Here is a 16,637-nt window from a genome sequence, read left to right as displayed (position 1 = left end):
TCAGACCTCCTCGTGCGTGACAACGCCCTTCTGGCCGTCGGGACCGTCTCCCTTGCGGGAGGCATCGTACCGGCGCGCTTCCTCTTCATCTTCCTCGGTCGTTTCGTTCGGACCGGTCTTGATGTAGTGGAAGAAACCGGCAATCGCCGTGAGCGCCATCGCTGCCACGCCCAGCGGTTTGGCGATGCCCTTCCAGAACGTCACCATCGGACTGATGCGCGGGTTGTCCGGCAGACCGTGATACAGCGACGGCTTGTCGGCATGATGCAGCACATACATCACGTGCGTGCCGCCCACGCCCGCCGGGTCGTACAGCCCGGCATTGTCGAAGCCCCGCGACTTCAGGTCTTCGATGCGCTCGGCCGCCTGATCCTTCATGGCGTCCTTGGTGCCGAACATGATCGCGCCCGTCGGGCACGTTTTCACGCAGGCTGGCTCAAGACCCACCGACACGCGATCGGAGCAAAGCGTGCACTTGTATGCCTTGTGATCCTTCTGCGAGATGCGCGGGATGTTGAACGGGCACCCGGTAATGCAGTACCCGCAACCGATGCAGGCCTCTTCGTGGAAGTCGACGATGCCGTTCGCGTACTGCACGATCGCACCCGGCGACGGGCACGCCTTCAGGCAGCCCGGGTCCTCGCAGTGCATACAGCCATCCTTGCGGATGAGCCATTCGAGGTCGCCCTTCGGGTTCTCGTACTCGGTGAAACGCATGAGCGTCCACGAGTCCGCCGTCAGGTCGGCCGGGTTGTCGTACACGCCGACGTTGGTCCCGACTTCGTCGCGCAGGTCGTTCCACTCCATGCACGCCGTCTGGCAGGCCTTGCAGCCGATGCACTTCGAGACGTCGATGAGTTTGGCGACATCGCCCGTGTGCGCTTCACGCACCGAGGGCGACGGCAAGGTCGTTGCCGAGCGCCGTTTGATATCCAGTGATTGCAATGCCATGGCGCCTCCTTATGCCTTCTCGACCTTCACGAGGAACGACTTCACCTCGGGTGTCTGCGAATTCGCGTCGCCCACAATCGGCGTGAGCGTATTCGCGAGGAACCCGGGCTTGGTCAACCCCTTGAAGCCCCAGTGAATCGGAATCCCCACATGGTGAACCGTCTTGCCGTCGATCTTCAGCGCACGCAGGCGCTTCGTGACGACCGCCTTGGCCTTGATGTAGCCCCGGTTGGACGACACCTTGACCATGTCGCCCGCCACCACCCCGACTTCCTTCGCAAGCGCTTCGCCGATTTCGACGAACTGCTCGGGCTGGATGATCGAGTTCAGCAACGCGTGCTTGGTCCAGTAGTGGAAATGCTCGGTCAGGCGATAAGTCGTTGCCACGTGCGGGAAGTGCTCGGCCGTCCCCATCGTCGCCAGATCGTCCGGGAACACTCGGGCACCCGGGTTTCGAGTCGCCTTGGGTTGCTTCGGATGGAACGGGTTGTAGCCCAGCGGCGTCTCGAACGGCTCGTAATGCTCGGGGAACGGGCCCTCTGCCATCGCCCCCTTGGCGAAGAAACGCGCCACGCCCTCGGGGTTCATGATGAACGGACTCATGCCACCGGCCGGATCCTCGTCGACCTTGAAGTCGGGCACGTCGGCACCGGTCCACGCCTTACCGTTCCAATAGACCAGTTTGCGCTTCGGGTTGAACGGCTTGCCCGCGAGGTCGGACGACGCACGGTTGTACAAGATGCGACGGTTCGCGGGCCACGCCCACGCCCAGTTCAGCGTCTGACCGATGCCGGTCGGGTCGCTGTTATCGCGGCGCGCCATCTGGTTGCCTGCCTGCGTCCATGCACCGGCGAAGATCCAGCAACCGGACGAAGTACTGCCATCGTCCTTGAGTTCCGCAAACCCGGACAACTGCTCGCCTGCCTTGCGCGTGACCTTGGTCGGATCCTTCGGATCGACGATGTCCTTGAGCGCACGGCCGTTGTACTCCTTGGCGAGTTCTTCGGGGGACGGGCTCTCCGGCTGGGCGTACGGCCATGACAGATTGACGATCGGGTCGGGATACTTGCCGCCCTCCGTCTTGTACATCTCGCGAAGGCGCAGGAATAGCGCCGACATGATTTCGATGTCGGTACGCGCCTCGCCCGGCGGCTCGCCGCCCTTCCAGTGCCATTGCAGCCAGCGCCCGGAGTTGACCAGTGCGCCGTCTTCTTCGGCGAAGCAGGTCGTCGGCAGACGGAACACTTCCGTCTGAATCTTGCTGGAGTCGACGTTGTTGTGCTCGCCGAAATTCCGCCAGAACTCCGACGTCTCCGTCGCCAGCGGGTCCATGATGACGAGGAACTTGAGCTGGGCGAGCGCCTTATCCCACTTGACCTTGGCCGGTGTCGCCGCGATGGGGTTGAAACCCTGCGCGATGTAGCCGGTCATCTTGCCCTTGCTCATCAGCTCCTGCACTTGCAGCATGTCGTACGGCTTGTCGAGCTTGGGCAGATAGTCGTAGCCCCAGTTGTTCTCGGCAGTGGCGGCATCGCCCCACCACGCCTTCATCAGGCTCACGTAGAACTTCGGATAGTTCTGCCAGTAGCTCAACTGATTCGGACGCAGCGGCTTTTGCGTGCGGGCCGTCAGATATTGCTCGACGGTCTGCTCCGCCTGCTTGGGCAGCGACATATAGCCCGGCAGCAGATCGGTCATCAGCCCCAGATCGGTCAGCCCCTGGATGTTCGAGTGACCGCGCAGCGCGTTCATGCCGCCGCCCACCGCACCGATATTGCCCAGCAGCAACTGCACCATGGCGCCGGTACGAATGATCTGCGAGCCGATCGAGTGCTGCGTCCAGCCGAGCGCATACAGGATCGTCATGGTGCGCGTCGGGGTGGAGCACTCGGCGATCTGCTTGTAGATGTACTCGACCTTGTCGGCCGGTGTGCCGCACACGCGCTCCACCATATCGATGGTGTAACGCGAGTAGTGCTGCTTCATCAGCTGGAACACCGTACGCGGGTGTTGCAACGTCGGGTCGGTGAGGACGTAACCGTCCGCGCCCTTCTGGTAATCCCAGGAGGACTTGTCGTAGGTATGTTTCTCTTCGTTGTAGCCCGAGTAAATGCCGTCTTCGAACGAGAACTCGTCTTTCACCAGGAAGGTGAAGTCGGTGTAGTTCTTGACGTACTCGTGCTGGATCTTGTCGTTCGTGAGCAGGTAGTTGATCAACCCGCCGAGGAACGCAATGTCCGTGCCGGTACGGATCGGCGCGTAATAGTCCGCGACCGATGCCGAACGGTTAAAGCGCGGGTCGACGACGATCAGGCGCGCCTTGTTGTGCGCCTTCGCCTCGGTCACCCATTTGAAACCGCACGGGTGTGCCTCGGCTGCGTTGCCGCCCATGATGAGTACCAGATCCGCGTTCTTGATGTCGACCCAATGGTTCGTCATCGCTCCACGGCCAAACGTCGGGGCAAGACCTGCCACCGTCGGGCCGTGTCAGACACGTGCCTGGTTATCGAATCCCAGCATCCCGGTACTGCGGATGACTTTGTGCGTGATGTACCCGACTTCGTTGCTCGACGCCGACGCGGCCAGCATGCCGGTGGTAAGCCAACGGTTGACCGTGAGACCGTCGTCCGTCTTTTCGACGAAGTTGGCATCTCGGTCGGCCTTCATCAGCTTGGCGATGCGATCGAGCGCGTCGTCCCACGAAATGCGTTCCCACTTGTCGGACCCCGGCTTGCGGTACTCTGGATGCGTGAGACGGTTCGGGCTGTGGATGAAGTCGATGAGGCTGGCGCCCTTGGGGCACAACGTGCCGCGGTTGACCGGGTGGTCGGGGTCGCCTTCGATGTGAAAGATGCTCTTCTTCGCATTCTTCGCACCGTCGCCGTAGCTGTACATGAGCAACCCGCAGGCGACAGAACAGTACGGACAGGTATTACGGGTCTCGGTCGCTCGCGCGAGCTTGAACTGACGGACTTCCGCCAGCGCCGCGTCGGGCGCAAACCCGAGCATTGCCAGGCTGGACCCTGCCAGCGTTGCGCCACTCACTTTGAGGAACTGGCGCCTGGACATATTAAGCATGGGGGAATTCTCCTCAAATTTTGGGTAACTTTGCGGGAGTGTGTTGAGTATAGAGCAAAGAAGTAATGATTTCCGTGACTTAGCACAAACCATGCCGCATATTGCGTTGAGCGCCATTACGGCTGATTTCGTGGGAACTTCCTTGACAGTTTGGTATTCTGAGCGTCACTCTGGTCACCGTCCCCGGTAATGGACACATTGCCCCCTGAAGATGACGTGACGAACCTGATCGCATGTCCGAATTGCGATACGCTCCACCGTCGCATGGACCTGCCGCCGCGCGAGACTGCTCGCTGCGTGCGTTGCCACTCGGTTCTTTACCGCTCCCCCGACCTGCGTCTGTCGCGCGTGCTCGCGCTCACCCTGACGTGCCTGATCGTGTTCGCCATCGCCAACGCGTTCCCCATCGTCGAGATCGAGGTGCAGGGCATCTATACCGAGACGACGCTCGTGGGTGCCGCCTGGGCGCTGTATCGCGAGGGCATGTGGCTCGTCGCACTGCTCGTGTTCGCCACGACCGTGCTGTTTCCCCTGTCGCAACTGCTCGCGCTGATCCACCTGGTGACGCCGCTCTCGCTCGGCCGACGGCCCTATGCGGTCTTTCAGGTGATGCGCGCCATCGAGTTCTGCCGCCCCTGGGGCATGATCGAAGTATTCATGCTTGGCGTACTGGTTTCGCTGGTCAAACTCTCGGCCATGGCGAGCGTGTTGCCCGGCATTGCACTGTGGGCGTTCAGTGCGCTGACGGTGTTGCTCGCGCTGGTGCTGTCGTACGATCTGCGCAATCTGTGGATCGTGATCGACCGCACGCCCGATCCGGCGGTAGAAGCGCTGAAGGCGCAGAAGGCCAACGAATCCCGGACGGTGACGCGATGAAATATCTCACGGCCAAAGCGGCGGGACTGGTCGCCTGCCACGTCTGCGGGCGTTTGTCGCGCGAAGTGCAAACCGTCGAAAAGGAGCGTTGCCCGCGATGCGGCGCGGTGCTTCATCAGCGCAAAGTCGACAGCCTCACGCGCACGTGGGCCTTGCTGATCGCGGCGGCGATCCTGTACATTCCCGCCAATGTCCTGCCCATGATGCAGACGCGCTCGCTGTTGGGTAACTCCAGCGACACGATCATGAGCGGCGTGATCTATTTCTGGACGAGCGGCGAGTACGATCTGGCCATCGTCGTCTTCACAGCGAGCATTCTCGTCCCGATGCTCAAGCTCATTGCCTTATCGCTGCTGTGCTTTACCGCGCAGCGCGGCACTCGCTGGAAACCGCACCAACGCACCAAGCTGTATCACATGGTCGAGTTCATTGGACGATGGTCCATGCTCGACGTCTTCGTCGTCGCGCTGATGGTGGCGCTCGTGAACATTCAGTCGCTGGCCGTGATTCAGGCCGGTCCGGGCATCGTGGCTTTCGGCACCGTGGTCGTGCTCACGATGGTGGCCTCCATGCAGTTCGACCCTCGCCTGATCTGGGATCAGATTCGCGACGACGATACCGAACAGGACGATCATGACTGACCCGAAAGACGCGCAAGACCCGAAGGCCGTGCCCCCCCCCGGAGCAGGCAATCTGCCGACACCGGCCATCGAACCGCGTAAGCGCTGGGCGCCCTCGCTCGTCTGGCTGATTCCCCTGGTCGCCGCTGTGATCGGGCTGTCGCTGGTGGCCAAGGTGCTCATCGAGCGCGGGCCGAGCGTGACCATCGACTTCAAGACGGCCGAGGGACTCGAAGCGGGCAAGACCAAGGTCAAGTACAAGGAAGTCGATATCGGCACGGTCAAGAGCATCGAACTGTCGGAAGACCTCTCGCATGTGCGTGTTACCGTCGATCTCACCAAGAACGCGAAGAACTTCGCCGTAAAGGATTCGCGCTGGTGGGTCGTGCGCCCGCGCGTGGCCGGTGGCAGTGTCTCCGGCTTGTCGACGCTGCTCTCCGGGGCCTACATCGGGGCAGATGCGGGCAAGGCGAAGGACTCCGCGAGCCACTTTATCGGGCTGGAAGTGCCGCCGGTCGTCTCAAGCGGCCAACCCGGCAAGCAGTTCGTGCTGCATGCGAGCGATATCGGCTCGCTCGATATCGGCTCACCGATTTACTACCGGCGCATTCAGGTCGGTCAGGTCGAAGCGTACTCGCTCGATTCGGATGGCAAGGGCGTGACGCTGCGCGTGTTCGTGCAGGCACCGTACGACCAGTACGTCGGGTCCAATACGCGCTTCTGGCACGCCAGCGGCATCGATCTGCGACTCGATTCGAGCGGCTTCCAGGTCAATACGCAGTCACTCGCGTCGGTGGTCATCGGCGGTATCGCCTTCCAGGCCCCGAGCGACTCGGGCGCTGGCGTCATGGCCAAGGCCGGGCAGGAATTCCGTCTGGCCCCCGACGAATCCACGGCCATGAAGGCCCCCGACACCCATCCGGTGCGGGTCGTGTTCCGCTTCCAGCAGTCGCTGCGCGGGCTGGTCGTGGGTGCACCGGTCGACTTCCGTGGCATTACGCTGGGTGAAGTGACGTCGATCGGCGTGGAGTTCGATCAGGCCACCAAGCAGATCAACATGCCGGTGACGGTCGACGTCTATCCGGATCGTCTGCGCCGTCGCGATCCGAAGAACAGCGTGCCGCCGACGGAACTGAACAGTCACAGGATTCTCGACGCACTCGTGCAGCGCGGTCTGCGTGGCCAGTTGCGCACCGGCAACCTGCTGACCGGTCAGTTGTACGTGGCACTCGACTTCTTCCCGAACGCGAAGCCCGCCAAGGCCGAGATGGTCGACGACGTGCTGACCATGCCGACGGTACCTAACACGCTCGACCAGTTGCAGCTTCAGATCGCCGACATCGCGAGCAAGCTCGACAAGATTCCGTTCGACAGCATCGGACAGAATCTGGACTCGACGCTGCGCAAGCTCGACAAGACGATGGATAGCGCACAAGGGCTGTTCCGTCAGCTCGACGGCGAGATCGCGCCGGAAGCCAAGGCCACGCTGGGTGAAGCGAAGAAGAGCTTCGGTGCGGCCGAGCGCACGCTCTCCGAAGACGCGCCTGTACAGCAGGACGTGCGTCAGGCCATGCAGGAACTGACGAAGACGCTGCGCTCCCTCAACACCCTCGCCGACTACTTGCAACAGCATCCCGAAGCGTTGCTGCGCGGCAAACCGAAGGACCCGCAACCATGACGAGGCCGACCGACATGACCCGTAGCCCGCGCCCGCGTGCAACGCCGATGGACGGCGACATCTCTGCCCCGCCCGTACTCGCCGGGAAAGCAGGACTCGCGGTAGCGGCAGCCCTCGTGCTGACGCTTGCTGGCTGTGCCTCGCCGTCGTCCACGTTCTACACGCTGACGGATGCGACCACCGGGACGGGCAGCGCCGCCGCCAACGCCACCACTGGCGCAGCGGCTCCGGCAACGCCGTACGCTTTGGAAGTGTCGCCCGTGGCCGTGCCCGAACAGGTCGACCGGCCGCAGATCGTCGTCACCCGGGGGGGCGGACGCGTCGATATTCTCGAGGAATCCCGCTGGGCAGCCCCGCTCAAGACCGAGCTGACGTCGACGATCTCTCGCGACCTGACGCAACGTTTGGGCGCGATGGACGTCTATGGCTTGCCCCGTGCCGACGGTCTTGCGGTCTACCGCGTGTCGACGTCCGTCCAACGGTTCGAATCGACGCCGGGCGAACAAGCGGCGCTCACGGCCGTCTGGAGTGTGCGAAAGGTGCCGGGCGATATCGTGCTGACGTGCCGCTTCTCGGGGACGGAGCCCGCCGCGTCGGGCATCGCAGACGTTGTCGCGGCGCAGCGCAAGCTTGTCGACCGTCTGGCCGACGGCATCGGCAACGCCATCACCACCAGTGCACAGGGCGCTACGCCCCGCTGCCAGAACTAAGCCCGATCGCAACCGGCATCGGGCATTCGATTAACGGAATGCCTGCCGGATGCCCAGCGCGATCATGAGCCCGCCACAGGTCAGGTCGATCCACGCCTTGGCGCGGCGATACGCCGTCGCAATCGATGCGTGCGACAGCACGAGCGCGACGGCCCCGTACCAGCAAGTCGCCGATGTACCGACAGTCGCCAGCATGGCGAAGAACGTCGGCGTGGACACGTGGGTCGGCACCGCAGAAGAAAACACCGCCGCATAGAAGGCGATGGATTTCGGGTTGGCAATATTGGTCGCGACACCTTGCAGGAACGCACCGCGAAACAGAGGCGCCTTCGGTGAATGACTTTCGGCCGAAGCGGTCGCCCGCGCCGACACGACGAGCCGCAGCCCGAACCAGACCAGATAGGCCGCGCCGACCAACTTGACGCCGACGGCGAGCCACGGGAAAACCGCGAACACCGCGCTGAGACCCAGCATGGCACACGTCGCCCAAAACAGATTCACCGTCACGATGCCAGCGACGAGCGCGAGCGCGTCGACACGTCTGCCGGTCACCGCCTTGTGGGTGATGGCGACGAAGTTTGGTCCGGGGATGACCACTGCGGCCACATAGATACCCAAGACCGTCACAACAGCAGACCAATCAACCATTTGTCACCCCAAGTGGGTTGTAGTTGCGCAACACGCGCAGACGCTTGCCTAGTCAGCATTCTGCGGCAATTCGCGGATGACCGCGCTTAGTAGAAAAAATTACGCATAGATTCCGATCATTACGGATTGCGCAATCGATTACGTGATGTTTAAGATGTTCGAGACTCGCCGCACACGTCCTCCGGCAGAGATGGGCGGCAGCGGGTCGTCATAACTCGAACATTGGAGACAAGCCATGTCCAGCATTACCGGCCTTAGCGGTCATTTGCGCCGCACGATTGCCGTCGCCGCGTCGTTTGCCGTTGCATCCCTCATCGCCCTTCCCTCCCCGGCACAAGCGGCCGCGATCTCCGACGGTGTCGTGAAGATCGGCGTGCTCACCGACCTCTCGGGCGTGTCGAGCGACAACGCGGGCAAAGGCAGCGTGCTCGCCGCCACCATGGCCATCGACGACTTCTCGCACGATCACAAAGTCCTCGGCGCGCCCATCGAACTGGTGTCCGCCGACTCGCAAGGCAAGACCGACACCGGCGCGACCATCGCCCGCGAGTGGTACGACCGGGGCAAGGTGGACATGATCACCGACCTCACGTTCTCGAACGTGGCGCTGGCCGTCGACCGGATCGCCGACGAAAAGAAGAAGATCGCACTCGTGACCGGCGCGGGGTCGTCCGCCATCAGCAACGAGCAATGCACGGCACATAGCGTGCAGTGGATGTACGACACGTACGCGCTGGCGAACTCGACCTCGCAGGCGTTGCTGCGTCGTGGCCTGAAGTCGTGGTACTTCATCACTGCCGACTACGCGTTCGGGCAGGCGCTGGAAAAAGATGCGAGCGAGATCCTGACGCGTCAGGGCGGCAAAGTCGTCGGCTCGGTGAAGCACCCGGTGAACTCGCCGGACCTGTCGTCGTATCTGCTGCGCGCCCAGACGTCCGGCGCACAGGTGATCGCGCTGGCCAATTCCGGCACCGACACGCTCAACACCGTCAAACAGGCCTCGCAGTTCAACATCATTCAAGGCGGCAAGCAGGTGTTCACGCCGCTGCTCTCGCTCATCACCGAAATCCACGGCATGGGCCTGAAGAACGCGCAGGGCATGATCCTCACGAACGGCTTCTATTGGGATCAGGACGACCGCTCGCGCGCCTTCGCGCAACGCTTCTACGCGCAGCACAAGAAAATGCCGACGATGATGCAGGCCGCCGTGTATTCGGCGGTGCTCAACTATCTGAAGGCGGTTCAGGCGGCGGGCACCGACGAAGCGGACGCCGTGATGGCCAAGCTCAAGTCGATGAAGATCGACGACCCGGTGATTCGCAACGGCCAGATTCGCGCCGACGGCAAGCTCGTGCACGACATGCTGCTGGTGCAGGTGAAGACGCCCGCCGAGTCGAAGTCGGAATGGGATCTGTACAAGATTCTGGAGACGATTCCCGCCGACAAGGCCTTCGCCCCGCTGGCCGACTCGAAGTGTGCGCTGGTGAAGAAGTAAGTGGCAACCGAGCGTCAGCCAACGTGATGGGGTGGCTTGACGCTCAGCGCTTGAGATCGGTGGCCGACGCGGCCCGCGTCTGACCACCGTCGTGCGACGGCCCCGCCGCCGGATCTTCCACGCGACGGAACACCAGCGCCGAGGCCAGCGTAATCAGCCCGACGCACACGAACGTCATGCGAAAGCCTGCGACGGTGCCGCCTACGCCCAGCTCGCCCGCCTGTCCCGCCAGATGACCGAACAGCGCCAGCAACTGGCCGCCGATGGTCACGCCCAGCCCAAGGGCGAGCATCTGCGCCATCGAGAACAGCCCGTTGCCCGCACTTGCGCGACGCGTGCCGAGATCCTTCAGCGTCACACTGTTCATCGCCGCGAACTGCATTGAGTTCGCCCCACCGAACACCGCCAGTTGCACGAGCCCCAGCCAGATCGGCCAACCCGGCCCGAACAGCGCGAAGCTCGCAATCGAGCCGCCGACGACCGCCGTATTCACCATCAGAAAACGCGTATAACCGAAGCGCACCACAAGCGGCGTGACCATACGCTTGACGACGATCCCCGCGAGGGCCACCGGCAACATCATCAATCCGGACGCCAGCGGGCTGTAACCCATCGCCACCTGAAGCAGCAGTGGCAGCAGGAACGGCACCGCACTGCTGCCGATCCGCGCGACGAGATTGCCCAGTAAGCCGAGACTGAAACTGCGCGTCTCGAACAACTCCAGCGGGAACAACGGCGCAGCGCGACGGCGCGCATAAGGCCAGTAGCCGAGCGTCGTTGCAACGCAAAGCAGCGCGAGGACGGCAGACGGCACCCATCCGGCCTCCGAGAACGGATGATCCAACGCGAGCGTGAACGACACCATCGCCACCGACAGCAACGCGAACCCACCCCAGTCGAAACCGGTATCGATGACTTCGTCCTTCGCGGGACGCGGCAGGTAATGACGCACGGCGAGGCTGCCGATCAGGCCGATGGGCACGTTGATGAGGAAGATCCAGTGCCACGACGCCACCTGCACCAGCCAGCCGCCCAGCACCGGGCCGATCATCGGACCGACCTGCCCCGCAATCGAGACGAAGGCGAGCGCCGCCAGATACTCGCCCGCAGGGAACGTCCGCAGCACAGCAAGACGTCCGATGGGCAGCAGCATCGAACCGCCCGCGCCTTGCAGCACCCGCGCGACCACGAGTTGCGGCAGCGTGTGCGCCATCGCACAGGCAATCGAGCCGAGCACGAACAGCAGGATCGCCACGAAGTACACGCGTCGCGTGCCGAAGCGGTCGGCCAGCCATCCCGACGCGGGCGTCAGCATGGCCATCGTGAGCGAGTAGGAAACAACCACCGGCTGCATACGCAGCGGGTTCTCGCCAAGGCTCGCAGCCATGGCGGGCAGCGCCGTATTGACGATGGTCGTATCGAGCGCCTGCATGAAAAAGCCCGCCGCGACGATCCATAGCAGGGCGGTGAGCGTCTTGTCTTGCTTCATGCGGCACGGGGACGAGGCGCAGCCGTCAGCCGGGCCTCGGGGATGAATTAAGCGAGAGCAGAATTTTAGCGCGCTTCGGGCACGCGGATCGTTGCATGTTTTGCAGCAATCGATCCGTCCGGCGCATCACTGCGGTGAGAAAGATGCACAGCGATGCGTCGGACGATGGGGGCGATCCCGGCGTCAGGCGGTCGTGTTGACGTTGTTGCCGGTGGGCTTGGCCGGTCCCATCAGTGCAAGAATCTGGGCCTGAATCGACATCGCCTGCGAGGACAGGAGCGTCATTTGCTGAAGCTTGTCTTCCGGCGGGAGACGGTCGTTGGTGCGCACGGCATCCAACTGCTTCATCACCTTCGCGAGCATTTCCTTGAGCTTCTTGATGGTCTGCGCAACGATTTCGTTACCGGAACCGGCGCCGTCGGTCTCGGTGATTGCCTGCCCTTGCTGCTTGGCGCTTTGATTCGCCGAGCGCAAGTCCACCAGCGTCTTGTCGCCCAACTTGTTCACGCCGTTGCTTTCAGTGGCATCGGTGGTGGTGTCAGTGTTGGACTGCGTCGGCTTGGCCGCGTCGTCGGCACCGGCCGACTTCGTCGAGGCCGCCTGATTGACAGTGCCCGTAGCAGCTGCCGTCTTGGCCGCCGCCTGCGCCTTGTCCGCCTGCTGTTGCTGGATATGCGACTGCCAGATCTCGAGCATGCTGGACGTCGCGTTGCCCTTGGTCGGAATAATGATCGTCATGGAGCGAGGGGGTCTCCGTGGAATGAGAAAATGAGAGAAAGTAAGGATTCGAAAGTATTACGGCATATTTCACGAAATCCTTTAATTCCCTACATTCCCCCTACCTCGCACCGCCGCAATGCGATTCAGACAAGATAGCCGGAGATGCCGTCCCACAGCAGCTTGATCGCCGTGACAACTAGCAGTCCGTAGCAAGCGCGGTAAATCTGGCGTTGATCCAGACGCGCGTGTAGACGCCAGCCCGAGAACACACCCGCAGGAATGGCGAACAGACAAATCCCCATGAGTGCCCATACCGGTCCCGTCGGACGCACCAGCAGAAGCCACGGCACCGCTTTCGTCGCATTGCCGACGGTGAAGAACAGGCTGGTGGTCCCGGCATACACCTCCTTGCTCAAACCGAGAGGCAGCAGATACATCGCCAGCGGCGGTCCGCCTGAGTGCGCAACCATCGTCGTCACCCCGGACGCCACGCCCGCCGTAATCGCCTTCGGTGTCGACCGTTCGCGCACCCCCTGCTTCGCGCCCGAGATCAACCACAACCCCACGAACGCCAACGTGATCAGCGCCATGACGATGGAGATGGCGCGATGGTCGAGTACCCGGAAGAGCAAGTAGCCCATTGCAATCCCCGCGAGCAATCCGGGCACCAGCCGCGCAAGGTCGGGGCGCGACCACGTTGACGGCTTCCAGTAGCGCAGCGCAAACAGATCCATCGCGATGAACAACGGTGCGAGCAGACCACCCGCGCTCACCGGGTCCATGACAAACGACAGCAACGGAATGCCGACGATGGAGAAGCCGCCGCCGAACGCCCCCTTCATGAAGGAAATCAGGAACACGGCGACGAATGCCACAACGATGGTGGCAAGCGTCAGTTCAGGGACGAATGGCAGTACAGACACGGAGCCTCTCCAAAGCGATCAAACATGCGGCGTGAAGGTCATCGCCGGGATCAGGTGCAATCAGAATGCTCCGATGTTAGAGTCGGTGCAATTGAAACATTGCTCTCGGTGCAATATATGACGAAGGCCGAATATCTGACGCTTGCCGACCGGATTGCGACGGACATTGCGCAGGGTGCGCTCAAGCCCGGCGACCGGCTCCCGCCTCAGCGCGACTTTGCCGATCTGCACGGCATTGCGGCATCGACAGCAAGCCGCGTCTACGCCGAATTGCTCCGGCGCGGGCTGGTCGTCGGTGAGGTCGGACGGGGAACGTTTGTGTCGGGAGAGGCGAAGCGCGGCGTCGCGGCACCTGGCGAGCCGCGTGGCGTTCGCATCGATCTGGAATTCAATTTCCCGATCCTCCCGGAACAATCGGCACTGATCGCGAAGAGTCTTGCGGGGCTGGAACGGCCGGTGGATCTCGAACTGGCACTGCGCCCGGCGACCAGTGGTGGCTCGCTTGCCGTGCGCAACACGGCGGCGGCGTTTCTCGCGGCAGGACCGTGGACGCCCTCCCCGGAGCAACTCGTCTTCACCGGTGCAGGACGGCAAAGCATCGCCGCAGCACTCACCGCCGTCGTGCCGCCGGGCGGGCGATGCGGCGTCGAGATGCTGACCTACCCGTTTATCAAAGGCATTGCGGCGCGACTGGGCATCGCATTGGTGCCGCTGGCGATGGATGGGTCCGGCGTGCGCCCCGAGGCGATTCAGCGCGCCCACCGGGAAGGCAATCTCTCGGCGATCTACCTTCAGCCGTCGATACAAAGTCCGCTGGGGATGACCGATGCCTCCGGTGCGACGTGCCGAGCTGCTGCGCATCGTAGAAAGACTGAACATCACGGTGATCGAAGACAACGTCTACGGTTTTCTCGACGACGCAACGCCGCTCGCGGCAGATGCGCCCGATCATTGCATCGTGGTCGACAGTCTGTCGAAGAAGGTTGCACCTGGGCTCAATCTGGGATTTCTGGTGACGCCACCGAGGCTCCGGGATAGCGTGATGGCCGCCGTGCGCTCAGGGGGATGGACAGCGTCGGGCTACGCTTTCGCCGCCGCGCAACGCATGATGAGCGACGGCACCATCGATACGCTCGTGCAGCTCAAACGCAGCGACGCACGCGCACGCCAGCAAATCGCTGCCGCATGCCTCTCGGGATTCGATGTGCGTACCAGCGGCAAGAGCTACCACCTCTGGCTGACGCTGCCCGCGCACTGGCGCTCGCAGGCGCTGGTGGCCGCGGCCGCCCGACATGACATCGGGCTGACGCCGTCGACCACGTTTGCCGTCTCACACGGTCATGCGCCCAACGCCGTGCGACTGGCGCTGGCCGGACCGTCCATCGAATTGCTCGATACAGGATTGCGCATGCTCGCCGACATTCTGAACGCGAAGGAAGATGATTTCGATCTGACCGAATAAGGCGTCAGGCTCTGACCGCCTTATCCGCGCGATAGCCCACGTGCTCGTAACGCGCTTCGTCGTCGGTCTCTTGTGCATCGGCGTCGACAGCCCGGTCGTCATCGGCAAGCGCATCGAGACGAATCGCCGCATGCACGAGCGCGATATGCGAGAACGCCTGCGGGAAGTTGCCGACCTGACGCTCATGCGTCGTGTCGTACTCCTCGGCCAGCAGACCGACGTCGTTGCGCAACGACAGCAAGCGCTCGAACAACGCCCGGGCATCGCGATGACGGCCGATCATCACGAGGCAATCGACCATCCAGAAGCTGCACGCGAGGAACGCGCCCTCGCCCGCTGGCAACCCGTCGTCGACGCGGCTCGTGCGGTAGCGCTGCACCAGCCCGTCGCGCATCAACTCGCGCTCGACGGCCTCGATAGTGCCGATTACGCGCGGATCGTCCGGAGGCAAGAACCCCACGAGCGGAATCATCAGCACGCTCGCATCCATCTCCGACGAGCCGTATGCCTGCATGAACGCGTTGCGCTGCTTGTCGAACCCGTTGGCGCAGACGTCTGCGTGAATCTCCTTGCACAATCGACGCCAGTGATCCACCGGCCCCGGCAAACCGAAACGCTCGGCGGACTTGATCGCGCGATCGAACGCGACCCACGCCATCACCTTCGAATACGTGAAGTGCTGACGGCCACCACGCACTTCCCAAATGCCCTCGTCCGGCTCGCGCCACACGGTTTCGAGATGCGCGACGAGCTTCGTCTGCACCTCCCAGGTGGCGTCGACCGGCGGCAATCCGCCGAGACGGGACTGATGCAGCGCGTCCATCACTTCACCGTAGACGTCCAACTGCAACTGGCCCACCGCACCGTTACCGACTCTCACCGGCTTCGCGCCTTCGTAGCCCGGCAACCAGTCGACTTCCCACTCAGGCAGACGTCGCTCGCCGGACAAGCCATACATGATCTGCACTTGCGACGGCGCACCGGCCACCGCACGCACGAGCCAGTGACTCCAGTCGTTCGCCTCGGTGTAATAGCCCCCGAGCATAAGCGCCTGTAACGTGAGCGTGGCGTCGCGCAGCCAGCAATAGCGATAGTCCCAGTTACGCTCGCCGCCCAATTGCTCCGGCAGCGATGTCGTGGGCGCCGCGACCACGCCGCCCGTCGGCACGAACGTGAGTGCCTTGAGCACGATGAGGGAGCGACGAATCGCCGACGACCATCGCCCGTCCAGTTGGCAACGATTGGCCCAGGTGCGCCAGTAGCGTTCGGTATCGGTAAGTGCTGCGAGCGGATCGATCTCGCGGGGATCGGCGTGATGCGAGGGCACGCGCGACAGCACGAACGGCACCGTCTCGCCAGCCTTCACCTCGAAGCGTGCGCGCAGGCTGCCCGGTACATCCTGAATCTCGACGGGCGTGCGCATCACGACCTTGTCCGGACCGGCGATAAGGCGCATGCCGGGGCCAGTCGGGTCGTCGGCATCGAGCGGACGCGACCACGGCACCGATGCGCCGTAATCGAAGCGCAGGATCAGTTCCATCGACATCGTCACGGTGCCGTGCACGCCTTTCACCAGACGCACAAGATCCGCCGCGCCATCGCGCAACGGCATGAAGTCGATCACGGCGACGCAACCTTCCACCGTCTCGAAACGGGTCTCGAGAATCAGCGTGTCGTCGTGATAACGGCGTGTGGATGTGGCGTGCGGATCTTCGGGGGCGATTCGCCAGCGGCCATGCTCGGGGCCGCCGAGCAATGCGGCGAAGCACGCCGGGGAATCGAAGTATGGCCAGCAGAGCCAGTCGATGGAGCCGTCGCGCGCCACCAGCGCGGCGCTTCGGCAGTCGCCAATCATTGCGTAGTCTTCAATACGTGCCGGCATGCTCACCTCGCGAACAGGAGAGGACCAACGCCCCCGATGCCGTCACGGTGCGCGACGTCGTCGCCAGTGACCGGGGGAGCGCAAGCGTATGAGGCTCAATGGTAC

Annotated in this window: 13 protein-coding genes and 1 pseudogene; 7 read left to right on the top strand and 7 right to left on the bottom strand. The window is 63.1% G+C overall.

Going from position 1 to position 16,637, the window contains the following annotated elements:
• Together fdxH and fdnG are read right to left on the bottom strand one after the other, a co-directional pair.
• On the bottom strand, positions 1-951 hold the full coding sequence (gene fdxH / locus ACIQWO_RS00520) for a formate dehydrogenase subunit beta (RefSeq protein WP_046291355.1): 951 nt from the start codon (positions 949-951) through the stop codon (positions 1-3).
• A 9-nt stretch (positions 952-960) separates the two neighbouring features.
• Positions 961-4,029, bottom strand: coding sequence for a formate dehydrogenase-N subunit alpha (fdnG, locus tag ACIQWO_RS00515; RefSeq protein WP_150739038.1), 3,069 nt, complete (start codon positions 4,027-4,029; stop codon positions 961-963).
• 216 nt (positions 4,030-4,245) lie between these two features.
• Here fdnG and ACIQWO_RS00510 point away from each other — a divergent pair, with 216 nt between their 5' ends.
• The 4 genes from ACIQWO_RS00510 to ACIQWO_RS00495 are packed head-to-tail and all read left to right on the top strand — an operon-like array spanning position 4,246 to position 7,913.
• The gene (locus tag ACIQWO_RS00510) at positions 4,246-4,905 is read left to right on the top strand and encodes a paraquat-inducible protein A (RefSeq protein WP_402817781.1); all 660 of its coding nucleotides are present in this window, start codon (positions 4,246-4,248) and stop codon (positions 4,903-4,905) included.
• The gene (locus tag ACIQWO_RS00505; protein WP_402817778.1) at positions 4,902-5,546 is read left to right on the top strand and encodes a paraquat-inducible protein A; all 645 of its coding nucleotides are present in this window, start codon (positions 4,902-4,904) and stop codon (positions 5,544-5,546) included. The genes ACIQWO_RS00510 and ACIQWO_RS00505 overlap by 4 nt, the downstream gene beginning before the upstream one ends.
• A complete protein-coding gene (locus ACIQWO_RS00500; RefSeq protein WP_402817775.1) occupies positions 5,539-7,203 on the top strand; it encodes an intermembrane transport protein PqiB in 1,665 nt (554 codons plus the stop codon). The genes ACIQWO_RS00505 and ACIQWO_RS00500 overlap by 8 nt, the downstream gene beginning before the upstream one ends.
• 14 nt (positions 7,204-7,217) lie before the next feature.
• Positions 7,218-7,913, top strand: coding sequence for a membrane integrity-associated transporter subunit PqiC (locus ACIQWO_RS00495; protein WP_402817772.1), 696 nt, complete (start codon positions 7,218-7,220; stop codon positions 7,911-7,913).
• A 30-nt stretch (positions 7,914-7,943) separates the two neighbouring features.
• On the opposite strand, the gene ACIQWO_RS00490 is transcribed toward ACIQWO_RS00495, so the two are convergent.
• Positions 7,944-8,561, bottom strand: coding sequence for a LysE family translocator (locus ACIQWO_RS00490; RefSeq protein ID WP_402817769.1), 618 nt, complete (start codon positions 8,559-8,561; stop codon positions 7,944-7,946).
• 235 nt (positions 8,562-8,796) lie between these two features.
• On the opposite strand from ACIQWO_RS00490, the gene ACIQWO_RS00485 reads away from it, so the two are divergent.
• On the top strand, positions 8,797-10,056 hold the full coding sequence (locus ACIQWO_RS00485) for an ABC transporter substrate-binding protein (protein WP_402817766.1): 1,260 nt from the start codon (positions 8,797-8,799) through the stop codon (positions 10,054-10,056).
• 43 nt (positions 10,057-10,099) lie between these two features.
• Here ACIQWO_RS00485 and mdtD read toward each other — a convergent pair whose 3' ends face one another.
• From mdtD to ACIQWO_RS00470, 3 genes are all read right to left on the bottom strand, one after another.
• Positions 10,100-11,593: a multidrug transporter subunit MdtD gene (gene mdtD / locus ACIQWO_RS00480; protein ID WP_402821733.1), complete on the bottom strand. Its 1,494-nt coding sequence runs from the start codon at positions 11,591-11,593 to the stop codon at positions 10,100-10,102.
• A gap of 135 nt (positions 11,594-11,728) precedes the next feature.
• Positions 11,729-12,283, bottom strand: coding sequence for a hypothetical protein (locus ACIQWO_RS00475; RefSeq protein ID WP_402817763.1), 555 nt, complete (start codon positions 12,281-12,283; stop codon positions 11,729-11,731).
• A 125-nt stretch (positions 12,284-12,408) separates the two neighbouring features.
• Positions 12,409-13,188 (bottom strand): sulfite exporter TauE/SafE family protein, encoded by a 780-nt coding sequence (locus ACIQWO_RS00470; protein ID WP_402817760.1) that lies wholly within the window; start codon positions 13,186-13,188, stop codon positions 12,409-12,411.
• 24 nt (positions 13,189-13,212) lie between these two features.
• Between ACIQWO_RS00470 and ACIQWO_RS00465 the strand changes: the two are divergent.
• Together ACIQWO_RS00465 and ACIQWO_RS00460 are read left to right on the top strand one after the other, a co-directional pair.
• Positions 13,213-13,449, top strand: a pseudogene (locus ACIQWO_RS00465) (GntR family transcriptional regulator); the annotation flags it as partial.
• 565 nt (positions 13,450-14,014) lie between these two features.
• Positions 14,015-14,650, top strand: coding sequence for an aminotransferase class I/II-fold pyridoxal phosphate-dependent enzyme (locus ACIQWO_RS00460; protein ID WP_402817757.1), 636 nt, complete (start codon positions 14,015-14,017; stop codon positions 14,648-14,650).
• 4 nt (positions 14,651-14,654) lie between these two features.
• Here the strand turns inward: ACIQWO_RS00460 and ACIQWO_RS00455 are convergent, their stop codons facing one another.
• Entirely contained in the window at positions 14,655-16,532 is a 1,878-nt protein-coding gene (locus tag ACIQWO_RS00455; RefSeq protein WP_402817754.1) for a glycoside hydrolase family 15 protein, read from the bottom strand.
• Positions 16,533-16,637 lie beyond the last annotated feature (105 nt).

This window comes from Pandoraea sp. NPDC090278 (genome assembly GCF_044772185.1).
Classification (GTDB): domain Bacteria; phylum Pseudomonadota; class Gammaproteobacteria; order Burkholderiales; family Burkholderiaceae; genus Pandoraea.
This window is presented reverse-complemented; position numbering and strand designations above follow the sequence as displayed.